The 15086-nt window shown below is 51.6% G+C and carries 14 protein-coding genes and 1 pseudogene; 9 read left to right on the forward strand and 6 right to left on the reverse strand.

The features are described 5' to 3' along the window. Nucleotides 1-139 precede the first annotated feature (139 nt). Nucleotides 140-1576: a hypothetical protein gene (locus tag AC3WJN_RS24330; protein ID WP_007778921.1), complete on the forward strand. Its 1437-nt coding sequence runs from the start codon at nt 140-142 to the stop codon at nt 1574-1576. Nucleotides 1577-1683: 107 nt separating this feature from the next. On the opposite strand, the gene AC3WJN_RS24335 is transcribed toward AC3WJN_RS24330, so the two are convergent. After that, nucleotides 1684-2382, reverse strand: a complete 699-nt coding sequence (locus AC3WJN_RS24335; protein WP_005835218.1) for a class I SAM-dependent methyltransferase — start codon at nt 2380-2382, stop codon at nt 1684-1686. Between the two features lie 219 nt (nt 2383-2601). On the opposite strand from AC3WJN_RS24335, the gene hppD reads away from it, so the two are divergent. The 3 genes from hppD to AC3WJN_RS24350 all read left to right on the forward strand — a co-directional run bounded on the left by hppD (nt 2602) and on the right by AC3WJN_RS24350 (nt 6513). Beyond that, nucleotides 2602-3693, forward strand: a complete 1092-nt coding sequence (hppD, locus tag AC3WJN_RS24340; RefSeq protein ID WP_007778924.1) for a 4-hydroxyphenylpyruvate dioxygenase — start codon at nt 2602-2604, stop codon at nt 3691-3693. Between the two features lie 335 nt (nt 3694-4028). After that, nucleotides 4029-5756, forward strand: a complete 1728-nt coding sequence (locus tag AC3WJN_RS24345; protein ID WP_007778928.1) for a sensor histidine kinase — start codon at nt 4029-4031, stop codon at nt 5754-5756. Continuing rightward, nucleotides 5731-6513: a LytR/AlgR family response regulator transcription factor gene (locus AC3WJN_RS24350; protein ID WP_005830346.1), complete on the forward strand. Its 783-nt coding sequence runs from the start codon at nt 5731-5733 to the stop codon at nt 6511-6513. The genes AC3WJN_RS24345 and AC3WJN_RS24350 overlap by 26 nt, the downstream gene beginning before the upstream one ends. 206 nt (nt 6514-6719) lie before the next feature. On the opposite strand, the gene AC3WJN_RS24355 is transcribed toward AC3WJN_RS24350, so the two are convergent. The 3 genes from AC3WJN_RS24355 to AC3WJN_RS24365 all read right to left on the reverse strand — a co-directional run bounded on the left by AC3WJN_RS24355 (nt 6720) and on the right by AC3WJN_RS24365 (nt 8201). Continuing rightward, nucleotides 6720-6842: a hypothetical protein gene (locus tag AC3WJN_RS24355; RefSeq protein ID WP_007778933.1), complete on the reverse strand. Its 123-nt coding sequence runs from the start codon at nt 6840-6842 to the stop codon at nt 6720-6722. A gap of 409 nt (nt 6843-7251) precedes the next feature. Continuing rightward, nucleotides 7252-7767 (reverse strand): hypothetical protein, encoded by a 516-nt coding sequence (locus AC3WJN_RS24360; RefSeq protein WP_007778935.1) that lies wholly within the window; start codon nt 7765-7767, stop codon nt 7252-7254. Nucleotides 7768-7787: 20 nt separating this feature from the next. Next, on the reverse strand, nt 7788-8201 hold the full coding sequence (locus tag AC3WJN_RS24365) for a hypothetical protein (protein WP_157179502.1): 414 nt from the start codon (nt 8199-8201) through the stop codon (nt 7788-7790). 383 nt (nt 8202-8584) lie between these two features. Here AC3WJN_RS24365 and AC3WJN_RS24370 point away from each other — a divergent pair, with 383 nt between their 5' ends. Then, on the forward strand, nt 8585-10675 hold the full coding sequence (locus AC3WJN_RS24370) for a carbon starvation CstA family protein (protein WP_005830343.1): 2091 nt from the start codon (nt 8585-8587) through the stop codon (nt 10673-10675). After that, on the forward strand, nt 10672-10884 hold the full coding sequence (locus tag AC3WJN_RS24375; protein WP_005830341.1) for a CstA-like transporter-associated (seleno)protein: 213 nt from the start codon (nt 10672-10674) through the stop codon (nt 10882-10884). The genes AC3WJN_RS24370 and AC3WJN_RS24375 overlap by 4 nt, the downstream gene beginning before the upstream one ends. Before the next feature lie 58 nt (nt 10885-10942). Here AC3WJN_RS24375 and AC3WJN_RS24380 read toward each other — a convergent pair whose 3' ends face one another. Further along, nucleotides 10943-11107 carry a hypothetical protein gene (locus AC3WJN_RS24380; protein ID WP_007778940.1) on the reverse strand — a complete coding sequence of 55 codons (165 nt, stop codon included), beginning with the start codon at nt 11105-11107 and terminating at the stop codon, nt 10943-10945. A gap of 178 nt (nt 11108-11285) precedes the next feature. Here AC3WJN_RS24380 and AC3WJN_RS24385 point away from each other — a divergent pair, with 178 nt between their 5' ends. Both AC3WJN_RS24385 and AC3WJN_RS24390 read left to right on the forward strand, forming a co-directional pair. Continuing rightward, nucleotides 11286-12104 (forward strand): inositol monophosphatase family protein, encoded by an 819-nt coding sequence (locus AC3WJN_RS24385; RefSeq protein ID WP_007778946.1) that lies wholly within the window; start codon nt 11286-11288, stop codon nt 12102-12104. A 179-nt stretch (nt 12105-12283) separates the two neighbouring features. Then, entirely contained in the window at nt 12284-13357 is a 1074-nt protein-coding gene (locus AC3WJN_RS24390; protein WP_007778949.1) for a glycoside hydrolase family 15 protein, read from the forward strand. Nucleotides 13358-13422: 65 nt separating this feature from the next. Here the strand turns inward: AC3WJN_RS24390 and AC3WJN_RS24395 are convergent. Then, nucleotides 13423-13784 (reverse strand): annotated as a pseudogene (locus AC3WJN_RS24395) (integrase core domain-containing protein); the annotation flags it as partial. Between the two features lie 354 nt (nt 13785-14138). Between AC3WJN_RS24395 and AC3WJN_RS24400 the strand changes: the two are divergent. After that, the gene (locus AC3WJN_RS24400) at nt 14139-14903 is read left to right on the forward strand and encodes a hypothetical protein (RefSeq protein ID WP_005830335.1); all 765 of its coding nucleotides are present in this window, start codon (nt 14139-14141) and stop codon (nt 14901-14903) included. The last annotated feature ends 183 nt before the right edge of the window (nt 14904-15086 follow it).

Genomic DNA, 15086 nt, shown 5'->3' on the forward strand with positions numbered 1-15086 from the left:
TGATGGTCAGGACAACTTTCACGATAGAGGAACATCTACGTTTTTTCAATGTCTAGCACGGGTTATGGTGATGAATCAAAAGTTTACTGTATTCAAACAAGTGAAATGGAGGAATTTTTCTTCAGGACAGGGGGATGACATGGTCAGAAAAATCAGCGTTTTGCTCCTTTTGATGACGGCCATCGCCGTATGCACCTTTATTCCCGGCCCGGCTTCTGTCTCAGCTTCCGCTACTGTGCCGCTCTGGCAAAAGCCCGCCGAAAAAGAAACGACCAGCAAGCCAAACGGCGCCACGCACAAAAAGCGAGAGTTTGTGTTTGGCGACGGAGATGTGTACTGGAGCCAGCAAATTAGCGGCAAGAAAAATGCGAAGCCATACGTTATCACCGTACCGATTCAGGGCAACAGCCAAAACATGATGTTCCGCTACAGGGCGTACAACGAATCGAAGCAGCCATTTTGGCAAGCCGTGACGCTGGATCAGGTCAAGATGCTCCCGCTTGCTGCCGGGTTCGTCGAAACAGAGGGACGATACATTTGGCTCGGCATGCCGATCGTCTACGTCGACAAGGGCCGAGGCACGATTGAAGAGCATCCCGAGCTGGCGCTGCCGATCCAGGTCAAACAAAGCGCAAACGGCGTCGTGCTGGAAATCAGGCTGCCGATCAAGGCGGGCTATATGAGCGAGATGTGGGCGCTGGAATCGAGGGAACCGCTCGTGCCGTGGGGCGAGCAAGCGATTGACCAAATCTGGCTTGCGCTCGATGTCACGCAAAACGCAAAGTGGCTGTATGACGGCTACTACTACAAAAGTCCTTCGACCTACGAGCCTACTTCCGCGAACGCCTATTGGCGGATTCCCGAAAATTACGTCTTGCGCTCCTTTTTGTACACGGGAGGCAGCAGGGCAGCGCGCAACATGGGATATGTGATGTTGAAAACAAGCTTGCTCCAGCAGGAGCCGGAGGGGTACTGGAAGACGCTTCCCCGTTCGCTGTGGCTGAGCGAGGACTACGGGATTCCGGACGGCTTTTACGATACGCGCTTTAACACGGGAGCAGCGGACTTGATGCTGCGCGGATGCGTCCAGTACGCGGAAGAGTCGTTTTGCCAGGCGGCGCAAAAATACGGGGCGTATTTTCAAAGGCATGCGGCGAGCAACCATTATGTCGTGAATGGGATTCAGTCGGGCTGGCTCGTTGCCGATTACGCTTCTGCGAAAAATCCCGCCGCCCAGACGCATGTCTCGCTCAACCACCAGTTGGCTGAAATCAATTTTCTGTACAGCAGCTACCTGCAATTTGGCGATCCGACCGACAAAGACCTGGCAGACCTGATGCTCGCGGGAGTTGTCAATCTGGGCACCCGCTGGCTGTTGGCAAACGGCGATTTGCACTACGCCTATTTTCCCGACGGCACATTCGGGAGAGCGGACTACCCGTACCTGACCTACAACGATCTGGTCGAAACCCAGCGGCTGTACCGTCTGCTCCACGGAACAGAGGAGCCGACGATTGCCCGGCTTACAGCGAGCAAGCTGGCCTGGATGCAAAAAAACAACGTCGCTTACAGATAAAAAGAAAAGGCTGCTGGATCGCTCGGTCTGATATTATCCCCTTTGAGTAGACAGTGAAAAAAGCCCAAGCATATTGGCTTGGATGGTACACTGATACGTGGAGGGGATCAGTCGCTTTGCTTTGGCTTTTGCAGGGCGAACAAGGTCAAAAAGCTGACCGCCTCCCGCAGCTCCACGCTCAAGCGCCCCGCGATATCCGGTGTGATGCCTTCCTTGTACACCGGCTCCTCCGCGAGCAGCGCGAAGCCGTTTTCTGCGGCAAGCTGCTTCGCCTCCCAAGGCATCATCGTGTTTTGAATCGTGTTTTCCTCGTACAGCCGCCGATAGCTGTGGGCGCGAGGTCCTGCTGTCGGACCCAAAATGCCGATGACGAGAATGCCTCCCGGCGCGAGTACGCGGCGCAGCTCCAGCAAAGCTTTCAAGGGGGCGGGCGTAAATTCCACCACGTTAATGGACATCACACCTGCAAACGTACCATCTGCAAACGGCAGCTTGCTGATATCTGCTGTCTGAAACTGAACATTTTCCGGGAAATGCTTTTTCCGTTCCTCGGCGAGACGAATCATTTCCCCGGCAATGTCGACCCCCTCCACTGTATAGCCGTGCCCGGCCAGCTTGCAGCTTGCATAGCCATCCCCGCAGCCAGCGTCCAGAATCGGTCCCCGTCCGGGGGCGACGTGCCGCATGAAAAACGGGAGGATCGTGCTGCGGCTGCCTTTTTCCCACATCTGCTCACTGCGTTTGTGCCAGTCGGCGGCAAACGAATCCCACTGCCTGGCTGCTTCTTGACTCCATTGACTTGACAACCTTCCCACCTCCTGCTCGGATTTGCGCTGCCTTTATTGTACCAAGCGGGCGCTCGAATGCGTACTTTAATCGGTGAAAGCGTTTGAGCGTTTTCGCGTTATTCCGTGTTCTTGCGCGAGGAAGCGCTTCCAATGTAATCTCAAGATAACGACAAAATAATCCCAATAAACCAAAAAGTAATAATAATTGAAAAAGAAGGAAAGCGGAGGGGTAGGCAAATGAGCAACACCGATTTTTTTCCGATTCAGGACTGGGACTATCTGGAGTTTTACGTAGGAAACGCCAAGCAGGCGATGCATTACTTCACCAAGGCGTTCGGCTTTGAGCCAGTCGCGTATGCCGGGCTGGAAACAGGCTCGCGCGAAAAAGTGTCCTACGTGTTGAAGCAAAAGCACATGACTTTTGTCATCAGCGGCGCTCTGACGCCTGACCACCCTATCGCCGAATTTGTGAAAAAGCACGGCGATGGAGTGAAAGACGTCGCCCTGCGCGTGGACGACTGTGAGCAAGCGTACCGCGAGGCTGTATCCCGCGGCGCGATTCCGATCATGGAGCCGACCGAATACACGGACGAATTTGGTACCGTGAAAAAAGCGGTAATCGGCACATACGGCGAAAACATTCACTCCTTCATCGAACGGAAAAACTACAACGGCCCGTTCCTGCCCGGCTATACCGCCTTCGAGTCTTCGGTAAAAGCCGAGAGCACCGGACTGATCGGAATCGACCACGTCGTCGGAAACGTGGAAGTTATGGACGAATGGGTAGGTTATTACCAGCGGGTCATGGGCTTCACGGCGGTGCAAAACTTCAGCGAGGACGACATTTCCACCGAGTATTCGGCGCTTATGTCCAAAGTGATGCAAAACGGTACAGGCCGCATCAAGTTCCCGATCAACGAGCCGGCGGAAGGCCGCCGCAAGTCGCAAATCCAGGAGTTTCTGGAGTTTTACAAAGGTCCAGGCGTGCAGCACATCGCGATCTTGACCAACGATATCATCCAAACCGTCTCGAAGCTGCGTGAAAACGGCGTAGACTTCCTCACCGTGCCGGACACGTACTACGAAGACTTGAAGGAGCGCGTAGGCGAAATCGACGAGGATATCGAAGCGCTGAAAAAGCTGGGTGTCCTGGTAGACCGCGACGATGAAGGCTACCTGCTGCAACTGTTCAGCAAGCCGATTGTGGACCGTCCGACGCTGTTTATCGAAATCATCCAGCGCAAAGGGGCACGCGGCTTCGGCAACGGCAACTTCAAGGCGCTGTTCGAGGCGCTGGAGCGCGAGCAGGAGCGCCGCGGCAACCTGTAACGCTTCGTTTACACGCATCATCTGGAAACTGGAAAAGCCGTCTGTTGTGCGCCGAACGTGCAACAGGCGGCTTTTTTGCGTGAGGGAGGGCGAACAAGCAGAAGCAAGCGTGCATGCCGCCGGAAAATCTGTGCGTTTGCGCCCGCGATGCTCGGCTTTTGGGACGGTTGCTTTTCGCGACAGGGAGGCTTGCGTGCCCTCAGACAAATTTTCCTGTTCTGCCTACTCTGACAATTCGCTTGACCGCTTCTTCGCCCGCTGGAGATAATGGAGCAAAGGGCAGCCGCTTGCCGGATTTTCGAGCGGGCCTGGAAGTGTGCGAAGAGGGTGAGCCGATGAACATGTCTTTGATGATACCACTGGCGGAGCGGACGGCTGTTTTGATCGTAGCCGCTTTGCTGTTTACGCGGGTGCGGGCTTTCCGCAGCATCTTGAACCAGCAGGCGACCTGGCGGGAAAAGGCCGTGATGGTGCTCATCTTTTCCGCGATTTCGATTCTCGGGACGTACAACGGCATCTGGTACCAGGACGCGATCGCCAATTCCCGCGTCATCGGCACGGTAGTAGCCGGATTGCTCGCAGGCCCATGGGTCGGGCTGATGACGGGCCTTGTCGCTGGCATACACCGCTATTCGCTTGGCGGCTTCACCGACCTGGCCTGCACGATCTCCACGATCAGCGAAGGGGTCATGGCCGGACTGATTTACCAGTTTCGCCGCAACCGCAATCAGGAGATCGGCTGGACTACCGCGCTGGTCGTAGGCTTTTTGGCGGAATGGATGCAGATGGGGATTATTTTGCTCGTGGCCCGGCCGTACGAGGACGCGCTTGCACTCGTGCAATCGATCAGCATCCCGATGTCTGTCGTCAACTCGCTCGGCATCGCCATCCTGATTATCATTATTGACCTGGTGAAAAAAGAAGAAGACCGGATCGGCGCACTCCAGGCGCAGCGGACTATGCAGGTCGCGGATAAAACGCTGTCCTATTTGCGCGAAGGCTTGACCTATGAATCGGCGAAAAAGGTGGCGGAGGAAATTTTGCGCACGACGCGGGTAGCCGCCGTCGCGATTACCGATACGCGCTGCGTGCTTGCCCATGTCGGCGCAGGCTCGTCGCACCACGTGGTGGGAGAAGGCATCTCTACCAAGGCGACCAAGGAAGTGCTGGAAAGCAAAAAGCTGATGATCGCCCGGACAAAAGAGGAGATCGGTTGCATGGAGACGAGCTGCTCCTTGCGCTATGCGATTATCGTCCCGCTGATGCGCAGGCGGGAGGTCGCGGGCGTGCTCAAACTGTACCAGGATCGCTCGCGCATGCTCTCGGCGGTCGATCTGGAGCTGGTGCGCGGCTTGGGCAACCTGATTTCTACCCAACTGGAGCTGGCCGAGCTGGAAAAGCAGTCGCGGCTGCTCGCGGACGCGGAGATCAAAGCGCTGCACGCGCAGATCAACCCGCATTTTTTGTTCAATGCGCTCAATACGATTGTGTCTTTCATCCGCTTCCGGCCGGAGCAGGCGCGCGAGCTGCTGATTCATCTCGGCGAGTATTTTCGCCGCAACTTACACGACTCCAGCGGCTATGTCAGCCTGGCCGGAGAGCTGGAGCACATCGAGGCGTATTTGGCGATCGAACGGGCGCGCTTTGGCGAAAAGCTGCATGTGGAATACGACATTGAGGCCGGGGTGGAACGGTACACGGTACCTGGTCTGATTCTTCAGCCGCTTGTGGAAAACGCGGTCAAGCACGGGCTGCTCCCTAAGCGCGAGGGAGGCACGGTCAAGATTCGGGCGAGAAGAGTCCAGCACGATACGCTCGAACTGACCGTGGCGGACGACGGGGTCGGGATGGACACAGACCCGTTTTTGCTCGCCCAGACGCAAAAAAGCGATCGGCGCCGTCTGTCGGGAATCGGCCTGTCCAACGTGAAAAACAGGCTCGCCTCGATCTACGGCGAGCCTTATGGAATCGTCATCGAAAGCAGCGCGGGGAAAGGGACGACGTGTACGATACAATTGCCAATAGGAGTGAGTAGCAGTGCTAAAAGTGTTCATCGTGGATGACGAGGCACCGGCGCGGGAGGAACTGCGCTATTTGCTTGCGCAGTTTCCCGATGTGTCGGTAATCGGGGAAGCGGCCAGCGGGGAAGAGGCGATCGAAGCCGTCATGCAGTTGGAGCCGGATGCGGTCTTCTTGGACATCCACCTGCAAGATCGGGATGGCGTCGACGTGGGTCAGGAGCTTCTGGAGTCGATGGTGCGTCCGCCGGTCATCATTTTCGCGAGCGCCTATGAAATCCATGCGGTTCGCGCTTTTGAAACAGAAGCCGTCGATTACATCGTCAAGCCGTTTAGCGAGACGCGGCTGGAAAAGACGATGAATCGCGTCCGTAAGATGCTGCACGCGCAAAAAACGCGGGCCGAGCCAGCGCGCTTTTCCGAGGAACAACTGCAAAGCCTGCTGCAAACCGTCCTGGCCGATCAGCAGCCGCGGCGTGTACCTGTGGAAAAAAACGGAAAAATCATACTGATCGACCCGAACGAAATCGTCTTCGCCACCTTGGAAGGACGTTACGCAAGCATTTACACCGACTGCGAGCAGTACGCCACCAGCTTTACGCTGCAGGAGCTGGAGAGCCGCCTGTCGCGCCAGCAGTTTTTCCGGACGCACCGGGCGTTTATCGTCAATTTGGCAAAAACGGCTGAGCTGGTTCCGTGGTTCAAAGGCTCGATTCATCTTGTGATGCAAGACAGCCGCAAGACAGAGGTGCCCGTCAGCCGCAATGTGGTGAAGGAGTTGAAAAAGCGGCTGGGCTTTTAGCCGGGGCGGATATTTTCCCGTTTGCGCCGAGCATGCGTTGCCACAGTCCCAGCCGGAAGCTTTTTGCCGATGCCAAAAACCCGTCTCCCGCACTAGGATACGTGCTGGTTGACGGGCTTTTGGCTTTGGGAGCGGTTACAGGAGTGGTGGTCCGCAACTGCCTCTCTTCGCAAAAATGGAAGAGAGGCAGTTGAAAAGCAATCACGCTACCCGATAAAGTATTTCAAGGCGAACAGACCAATCACCACGAACACAGTGCAGATGGAAAAAACTTTGATGCTTTTGACCGTTCTCTCGATCATTTCGATTTCTTTTTGGCTGTATTTCATAGCGTCGCGAATCTCCCTTCAGGTTCATCATTCTTGTGGAAACTTTGGTTTAATACTGTAGTCTATTGAGGAGGCCGTAAAGATCGAAGATTATACACTTTGCCAAAGAATCCTTAAGGCTGCTATTGCTGATCTGGACAGAGCATTCCTTGACTAGAGTTTTCTCGTTTTCTCAACGAAAACAATTGAACCCCAGGACGAGGATGACACAGAATGGTCCGATAACGATGCAAATAATTATCTGAACAGCGTTGATTGTGAACCGCATGAATTTTTCTCGCTTATTGAAAAATACAATGAGTTAGCCGCAATTCTTCAACAGAACAAAAACATCTGGACAATAACAAAGCCCCGATTGACTCGGGGCTTTATTATATCTATATTGTTACATAATGCACATTATCGGGACCTATTTAGATGTTGTATCCGCTTCAAATTCCTTAAGACTCTTATACTGTACTTTTTCAGCTTTCTTGCCCTTTTGGTTGTCCTCTTTTACCAGTGTCCATTGATCCTTATCTCGTTTATACACGTAAAGGTGGTTAGTTCCTCTGTCTAGTGATTTATAAAGAACAATAGCCTCAGACAAGTCTTTTTTCAGGAATAGCCCCGGCTCAAAGTCTCCCTGTTTTTGTTTCTTTAAGACGTCATTAAATATTATCATAAAAAGTGTAGTGGATTCATCTTTTCCTAATCCATAGTCTGTTTCATGAAGGCTGTAGTATGTGTAGTCGGATTGGTTGATTTTAAATGTTTTAATTGCATCATCATATGTTTCTGATAATTTTTTTTGTACTTCATTTTTGGCATAAATTTCATATTCCTGCTCTATTTTTAACGAGTCTTTTGCGTAAATGTTTGTGTATCCATAAAAGAGTGAAGCGGCACACATTGTTACAGCAAGGGTAACCATTACTTTTTTCATTTCAAGATTCTTCCTTAAATTTACATTCCAGGATGGGTTTTAGAGTGGCTGTCTCTATCTTTGATGCCACTAGGAGCCCCACCTATGAATATTTCACCAGCATTGCTTACTCCCCAAGTAGCTGGATCTCCTTCTTTACCACTTGTCCATTTTAGTTCAGAAGGACTTTTTGCTTCATATGCATCATCAGTGAGGTAACTTCCTCCATCTAACGTTACCCACATTTGATGATAAATGGCTTCATCACTGGCTCTTGAACCAGAAGCGGTTATCTTTGAGGTTATATTAACTTTGTAGTAATTGGAGAAGTTTGAAAAGCCAACTAGTGCATCTGCAGTGACACTTGACCAAGCTGCATAAACTGGAACTGCAAGTATTGTGACAGTTGTAAATGCAGTAGCCAAAATAGTTATCGTTTTTTTGTTAATAACCATTTTGCTACCTCTATTGCAATATATTTACTGTTGATTTTAGCACAAATTGTAAAAAATTCAACAAAATTCCGCGATAATTGGATAATTGTTCTTTTTAAATAAGGATTTTGTAGAAAATTAGTCCCGATATAGCCAACGCGAATAGCCCGATCAACGTCTCGATCCGGCTAAATCTCTTTCCTACCTTTATTACGAATCAGAGGGAGAAAGGTTTCCGTAATTGTATGCGTTTTCACTCAAGCAGTTATGTTGCATCTCGTGCTTGTTTTTGTACCGTTCAGCCATTTTTTGTTTAGGCCATGCCCTCCTTCGTGATACCTTGTGGTAAGATGAATTGCCTGAATTTTTAATTATTAAAAGAAAGAGAAAAGGAGGCGGATCGAATGAAAAAATGGCTTCTCTCCCTCCTGATTTGGGGCGGGATTGCCGCTTTGGGTGCGGTTGGCTTTGGGATCATCGCACTCAGTCGCGGAGAGTCAGTCAACTCGTTCTGGTTGCTGACTGCTGCATTTTGCACTTATGCCGTTGCTTACCGTTTTTACAGCCGTTTTATTGCCAGAAAAATTATGGGGCTTGATGACAATCGGGCCACACCTGCAGAAGTAAACAACGACGGAAAAGACTTTGTACCGACGAACAAATGGATTTTGTTCGGGCATCACTTCGCCGCGATTGCCGGAGCGGGGCCGCTGGTAGGCCCGACCTTGGCGGCCCAGATGGGGTATTTGCCGGGGACGATCTGGATTATCGTCGGGGTCGTGATCGGCGGAGCGGTGCAGGATTTCGTCATTTTGTTCGGCTCCATGCGCCGCAACGGGAAAACGCTGGGACAGATCGCCAAAGAAGAGATCGGTCCGGTTGGCGGCGTGCTCGCCTTGGTCGGAATCATTGCGATTATGGTCATTTTGATTGCTGTTTTGGCGATGGTCGTTGTAAACGCTCTCGCGGAGTCTCCGTGGGCTACCTTTACGATTTTCATGACGCTGCCGATCGCTGTGTTGATGGGGCTGTACATGCGCTACATTCGCCCAGGCCGGGTAATGGAAGGCTCGCTGATCGGTCTGGCGCTCTTGTTCTTCTCCCTCTGGCTGGGACAGCTTGTCGCGGCTTCGCCAACGTGGGGCCCTGCTTTTACGTTCAGCAAGGTGCAACTCGCGTGGATGATTATCATTTACGGCTTTATCGCTTCGGTTTTGCCTGTCTGGCTGCTTTTGGCGCCGCGCGATTACCTCAGTTCGTTTTTGAAGGTCGGAACGATTGCCGTGCTGGCCGTAGGAATCGTGCTGACGCTGCCACCGCTGCACATGCCTGCTCTGACCAAGTTCATTGATGGGACGGGTCCTGTGTTTGCGGGCAACTTGTTCCCGTTCTTGTTCATTACGATTGCCTGCGGGGCGGTATCCGGTTTCCACGCGCTCGTCTCGTCCGGTACGACGCCGAAGATGATCGCCAAAGAATCGCATGCGCCGCTGATCGGCTACGGCGGGATGCTGATGGAGTCCGGCGTGGCGATCATGGCGATGATTGCAGCGTGTGTTCTGACGCCTGGCGTTTACTTTGCGATCAACTCTCCGGCGGCCGTTATCGGCGTGGACGCTGCGGCAGCCGCTTCGACCATTACCGGCTGGGGCTTTACCGTCACGCCTGACCAGTTGACGACGCTCGCCAACGACATCCAGGAAAAGACCGTTCTCTCCCGGACAGGCGGCGCTCCGTCGCTGGCGATCGGGATGGCGACGATCTTCTCCGGCATTTTGGGCGGAAAAGCGCTGATGGCGTTCTGGTACCACTTCGCGATTTTGTTTGAAGCTGTTTTCATCTTGACCACGATTGATGCGGGAACCCGCGTAGGGCGCTTCATGGTGCAAGACATGCTCGGCAACGTCATCCCGAAAATGAAGCAGGTCAACTGGCTGCCAGGGAACCTGATCGGCTCGGCGATCATCACGTTCGGGTGGGGCTACTTCCTGCTGCAAGGCGTGATGGACCCGCTCGGCGGCATCTACACCTTGTGGCCGCTGTTCGGAATCGCCAACCAGATGCTTGCTGCGATTGCCTTTACGGTCGGCACGACCTTGATTTTCAAAATGGGCAAGGCGGCCTATTCGTGGGTCACGCTCGTTCCGATGGCTTGGCTGACAACGGCTACGCTGACAGCAGGCTGGCAAAAGCTGTTCCATGCTGATCCGAAAATCGGCTTCCTCGCCCATGCGGAAGCATTCCAAAAGGCACTGGATGCCGGAACGCTGCCGAACGGCGTAAAAACGATTGAGGCCGCGCAAAAAATGATTCTGAACGACCAGATTGACGCAGCGGTGTGCGCGATCTTCATGGTCATCACGATCGGCATTATCCTCGACGGGGCGCGCGTGTGGATCAACATCCTGCGCGGCAAGCAGTATCCGCTGTACGAGTCGCCGTACATCCAGTCCAAAGGGCCTGTGATTGACGGAAAAGGACACTATGTCGCATGAAACGAAAGCTGAGAGAGATGCGTAAGGCGCTGCGGCGGGTCAGCTCGGCGATCAAAACGGTTTTCGGCATGCCGGACTACGATCGCTACCTCCAGCATTGGTACGAAACGCACGGCGCTCCAGGCATTTTTCCGATGACCGAGCGCGAGTATTACATGTACGCCCTGCGCGAACGGTTTGAAAAAGGCGGAGTGACGCGCTGCTGCTAGTTCGCTCAACAACAAAGGGTGCCTCGACTGTCATTAGCTGACGGGCGGGCACCCTTTTTCACGGGGGAGCAAGGCGCAGAGGGCGCGTTCGGGCAGCCAGGCTATTGCGCCGCATCGGCTGTTCCATATCGCTGTAGGCGGTAGCAAGCTGCACAGTTTCTGCCTGGACAGGTGTTTTTTCCAGAAAAAGCAAAACGAGAAAAGGCACGGGCAGCCGGAGCATGACTCGTTTCCTCGGAAAATCCCTCTTGACGGTGTTATTTCTGGGACGAATTTTCGGCAAAAGCGTTACAGTATTTTCCAGATGGCAATTCAGGCAATCCGCTTGCTTTGCGTGTGGTGTAACCGCAGGTAAAGTATGGTACACTAAAAAGAAAGTCAAGTTTTAGGTGGCGATATGCGTGCAAGCATCAACTCTGGCGGCGCTAAAAGAGCTGGCTCTGCAATGCGCCCGTTCAGCGGGTGAGCTGAGTCTGAAACGAATGAAGGAGCCTTTTACCGTCGAATATAAGACGTCTGCCTCCGATCTTGTCACGGCCGTAGATAAAGAAGTGGAGAAGCATGTCGTCAACATGATTTTGCAGCGGTTTCCGGATCACGGGATTTTGGGGGAAGAGCGCACCTTTGCGGAAGACCCTGCCAAGTACGAGACGCTGTGGGTCATTGACCCGATTGATGGTACGACCAACTTTGTGCATCAGCAGATCAATTTTTCCGTTTCCATTGCCGTTTATCATAAGGGAGAGGGCCTTGTCGGCGTGGTTTACGATCCTTCGCGCGACGAGCTGTTTTACGCCGTAAAAGGCGAGGGAGCGTATTTGAACGACCGCCCGCTTCGTCTGGACCGCGCAGTCAGCCTGGAAGAAGCGCTGTTGTGCACGAGCGTTTTTTGGAACAAGCGCGCTGAGCAGATGGGCATTGATTTGATCGTGAAAAAGCTCGCCGGAAAAGTGCGCGGAATGCGTCTTCTGGGCAGTGCCGCGCTGGAGATGGCGTACGTTGCGGCCGGAAGACTGGATGGGTACGTGAGCCTTTCGCTCAACGCGTGGGATTTTGGGGCCGGGCGAATCATCGTGGAAGAAGCAGGCGGCCGGGTGACGACAATGACGGGCACACCGTTGCCCTACGACCAAAAAAGCAGCGTGATGGCCTGCAACCCGACCTTTTATGAGGAACTGCAACATTACCTGAAATCCGAAAATACGGATGTACCGTCATAAAACGAACAGGCACACAGACAAAAACCTGCTGGATATGGGCATCCGGCGGGTTTTCCTTTTAGGCAGGGCAAAATGGGGCAGGATGGTTGCCAGGCGCATATGCTATCACAGCATAGCGAGACGACGAAGAGCAACTGCGTTTGGCACGAAGTCGGCTTGTCCCAGAAGGAGGGATAAACATGACGCTGATCGGGGAAAGTGTCCAGTTGATCTTGCAGCACCAGGCGAGCACCGGAGCGTATCTCGCTTCGCCCGGTTTTGCTCACTATCAATATGCGTGGTTGCGGGATGGAACGTTTACGGCATACGCGATGAATCGGATCGGCGAGCATGAGAGCGCCCGCAAGTTTTACCGATGGTGCGATTTTGTGATCCGAAAGCATGAGGCAAAGGCAAGAGCGGCCATTGCAGCAGCGAAAACAGGAGCAGATGCGGGCAAGGACCGCTTTTTGCATACGCGCTTTACAGCAGACGGAGAAGAAGTGGCAGGCGAATGGGGCAACTTTCAGCTCGATGGCTACGGGACATGGCTGTGGGGGCTGGCGGAGCATGTGCGGATGACCGGGGAGCATGATTTGATCCAACAACTGAAGCCTTCGATTGAGCTGACCATTGATTATGTCACAGCGTGCTGGCAGCTCCCTAACTTTGATTGCTGGGAAGAGGGCGGAGAGCGAATCCACCCGGTAACGCTGGGCGCGATTTATGCCGGGATCAAAGCGATGGAGCCTTGTTTGCCCGAGCGCGCTGCCGAGCTGGCGCGGCTAGGCGAGACGATTCGCCAGTTCATACGGGAGCATGGCACAGCCGACGGGCGATTTATCAAATCAGTGGGCGATCAGGCGGTGGATGCCAGTCTGCTCTGGCTGGCTTTGCCGTACGGGGTGGTCCCGGCGAATGATCCGCTCATGCAAAAAACGGTGCAAGCTATCGAAAAAGAGCTGCGCGCAGGCTATGGCGTGCATCGGTACCCGACTGATACGTATTACGGCGGGGGACAGTGGCTGCTGTTAACGGCCTGGTTGGGCTGGTATTACGTGCAGACGGGTAGGCGCGAGGAAGCAGAGAAGATGCTCGGATGGATCGCTTCCCAACGCCAGCCGGGCGGCTTTCCGGAGCAAGTGCAGGAGCATTTGCTGTCGCCTGGGCATTACGAGTCGTGGGTCGAAAAAGAAGGCAAACCAGCCGTGCCGCTTCTTTGGTCGCATGCGATGTTTCTGGTTTTGGCAGCGGAGCTTGGTGTGCAGCAGTAGCCACTTTGTCATGAAGCAGCCAGTTGCCGATATGGAAACGGTGACTGGTTGTGTTGTTTCCTTTCCTATAAAAAAATGCCAAATGAGTTATAGTCATGAATGTAGTCTTGGACAATCTGTGCAACGATGGCCGACTTCGTAACAGGAATATCTTTGAGATAAAATGTTTCAGACTTTAGCGTGGAATGAGACGATTCGATCAAGGCATTATCAGCAGGTGTACCTTTACGGGAAATGCTCATGGTAATGCCCTTTTACTTTACGGCTTGTTGATACGCATTAGATGTATAAACGAAGCCTTAATTTCTGTGCAAAATGCAGTTCGTCATTACAGGCAATGATTCAACGTATCTAAAACCAAAGTTGTATTTTGTTAGACTCTAATACTGTATGCGATGACTTCGCCATACAAGAACAGGCAGGAGCTTGCTGGTCATTCGGTTAACATTAATGACGGGCTCGGAAACGAATGACGCCAGGATGCTAATCTACAGAGGGCTGAAAAGTCTGTTAATAACCAAATTGATGAAAGGGAATCGATGACTTGGGGGCAGTATATATGGCTCGGACAAGCAGGTATAAGCGGAAGCTCATGTCGCGGCCAACTCACTGCAGGATTTCTTTGAATTGAGGTAAAGTCTGCCTTTACTGGGGGGCTTAGTTTTAATTGAATAATATTTCTCATTTGTAAAATAAAAGGAAAATGTTGACAAGTAATTATTTTAGGTATATTATACCTCATGTAAATGAAGTTATTTACATGAAAGGTGGATATTTACAAATGAAAAAAAGAATCTTAACAACAGCTCTAGCCACTCTGCTATCTTTAGGAGTGATTTCACTTCCAAATAACAATGTGATAGCAGCTTCTGCCGCAACAAATAATCACACTTTTTCTCAGAAAATTTATGACATTGATACAGGGTTTCCTGTTGGGGAGATAAAAACTAGTGTTTCTAGCAATACTAAAGAACTTTCTGATGGAACTAAAATAGTTACTCTAAGTAAAACTGTTACTATCAGTGGTAATAATCAAAATAACAAAACAAAGAAGAGTGTCGATACTATTAAAATAACTCCTAATGGTGAATATTTTATTAATGGAAAAAAATTATCTAAAGAAGAATTGAGTAAACCGCTCATAAATAAAGTAAGCTCAAAGGCGCAATCTGGCGGGCTATCTTGGCTTACATCTTATAATGAAATAAATAAAGACTATTATGTTTTACGATCGTATCCCGATGCTGATTTCTGGCTTGACAAAGGAATTGGTAAACAACTTACATGGTACACAAAAGGAAATTATAAGGTTTCCGACTTTAAGGCATATGCAAACACTGTTAGCAGTTGTAGATCATCTCTAATTACACTTGGTTCAACATTACTTGCTGAACTAGGTGTAGCTGTTCTTACTGTAGAAACAGTAATCGGAACAATTTCTGCTGGTGGTGCTGCTGCAATTACTGCTCGCGAAATATACAGTCAAAGTACTACTGCTCATGAAGCAATGGCTAATGCGTACTCGATCTTGGAAAATGCTTACTAATATTAACTTTGGAGTAACTAGAGAAGGAGTTATCCTTCTCTAGTTACGCTTGTAAACTATCGGCACTTTCTCAAGAGACTTTATGGTTTCTACGGCTGTAATTAAGTTAAAACTCGTCATTATCGAGGAGGGATTTAATTTGAATGTATCCGTGGTATTAAGTATTTTAGTTCTGTTATTATT

This window comes from Brevibacillus sp. FW306-2-1A-C05A (genome assembly GCF_058781555.1).

Bases quoted from the DNA above. Each gene is read 5' to 3' on its own strand.
- AC3WJN_RS24400 (WP_005830335.1), top strand. From the start codon at position 14,139: ATGAAAAAAAGAATCTTAACAACAGCTCTAGCCACTCTGCTATCTTTA.
- AC3WJN_RS24365 (WP_157179502.1), bottom strand. From the start codon at position 8,201: ATGGTTATTAACAAAAAAACGATAACTATTTTGGCTACTGCATTTACA.
- AC3WJN_RS24360 (WP_007778935.1), bottom strand. From the start codon at position 7,767: ATGAAAAAAGTAATGGTTACCCTTGCTGTAACAATGTGTGCCGCTTCA.
- hppD (WP_007778924.1), top strand. From the start codon at position 2,602: ATGAGCAACACCGATTTTTTTCCGATTCAGGACTGGGACTATCTGGAG.
- AC3WJN_RS24370 (WP_005830343.1), top strand. From the start codon at position 8,585: ATGAAAAAATGGCTTCTCTCCCTCCTGATTTGGGGCGGGATTGCCGCT.
- AC3WJN_RS24390 (WP_007778949.1), top strand. From the start codon at position 12,284: ATGACGCTGATCGGGGAAAGTGTCCAGTTGATCTTGCAGCACCAGGCG.
- AC3WJN_RS24375 (WP_005830341.1), top strand. From the start codon at position 10,672: ATGAAACGAAAGCTGAGAGAGATGCGTAAGGCGCTGCGGCGGGTCAGC.
- AC3WJN_RS24380 (WP_007778940.1), bottom strand. From the start codon at position 11,107: ATGCTCCGGCTGCCCGTGCCTTTTCTCGTTTTGCTTTTTCTGGAAAAA.
- AC3WJN_RS24330 (WP_007778921.1), top strand. From the start codon at position 140: ATGGTCAGAAAAATCAGCGTTTTGCTCCTTTTGATGACGGCCATCGCC.
- AC3WJN_RS24355 (WP_007778933.1), bottom strand. From the start codon at position 6,842: ATGAAATACAGCCAAAAAGAAATCGAAATGATCGAGAGAACGGTCAAA.
- AC3WJN_RS24345 (WP_007778928.1), top strand. From the start codon at position 4,029: ATGAACATGTCTTTGATGATACCACTGGCGGAGCGGACGGCTGTTTTG.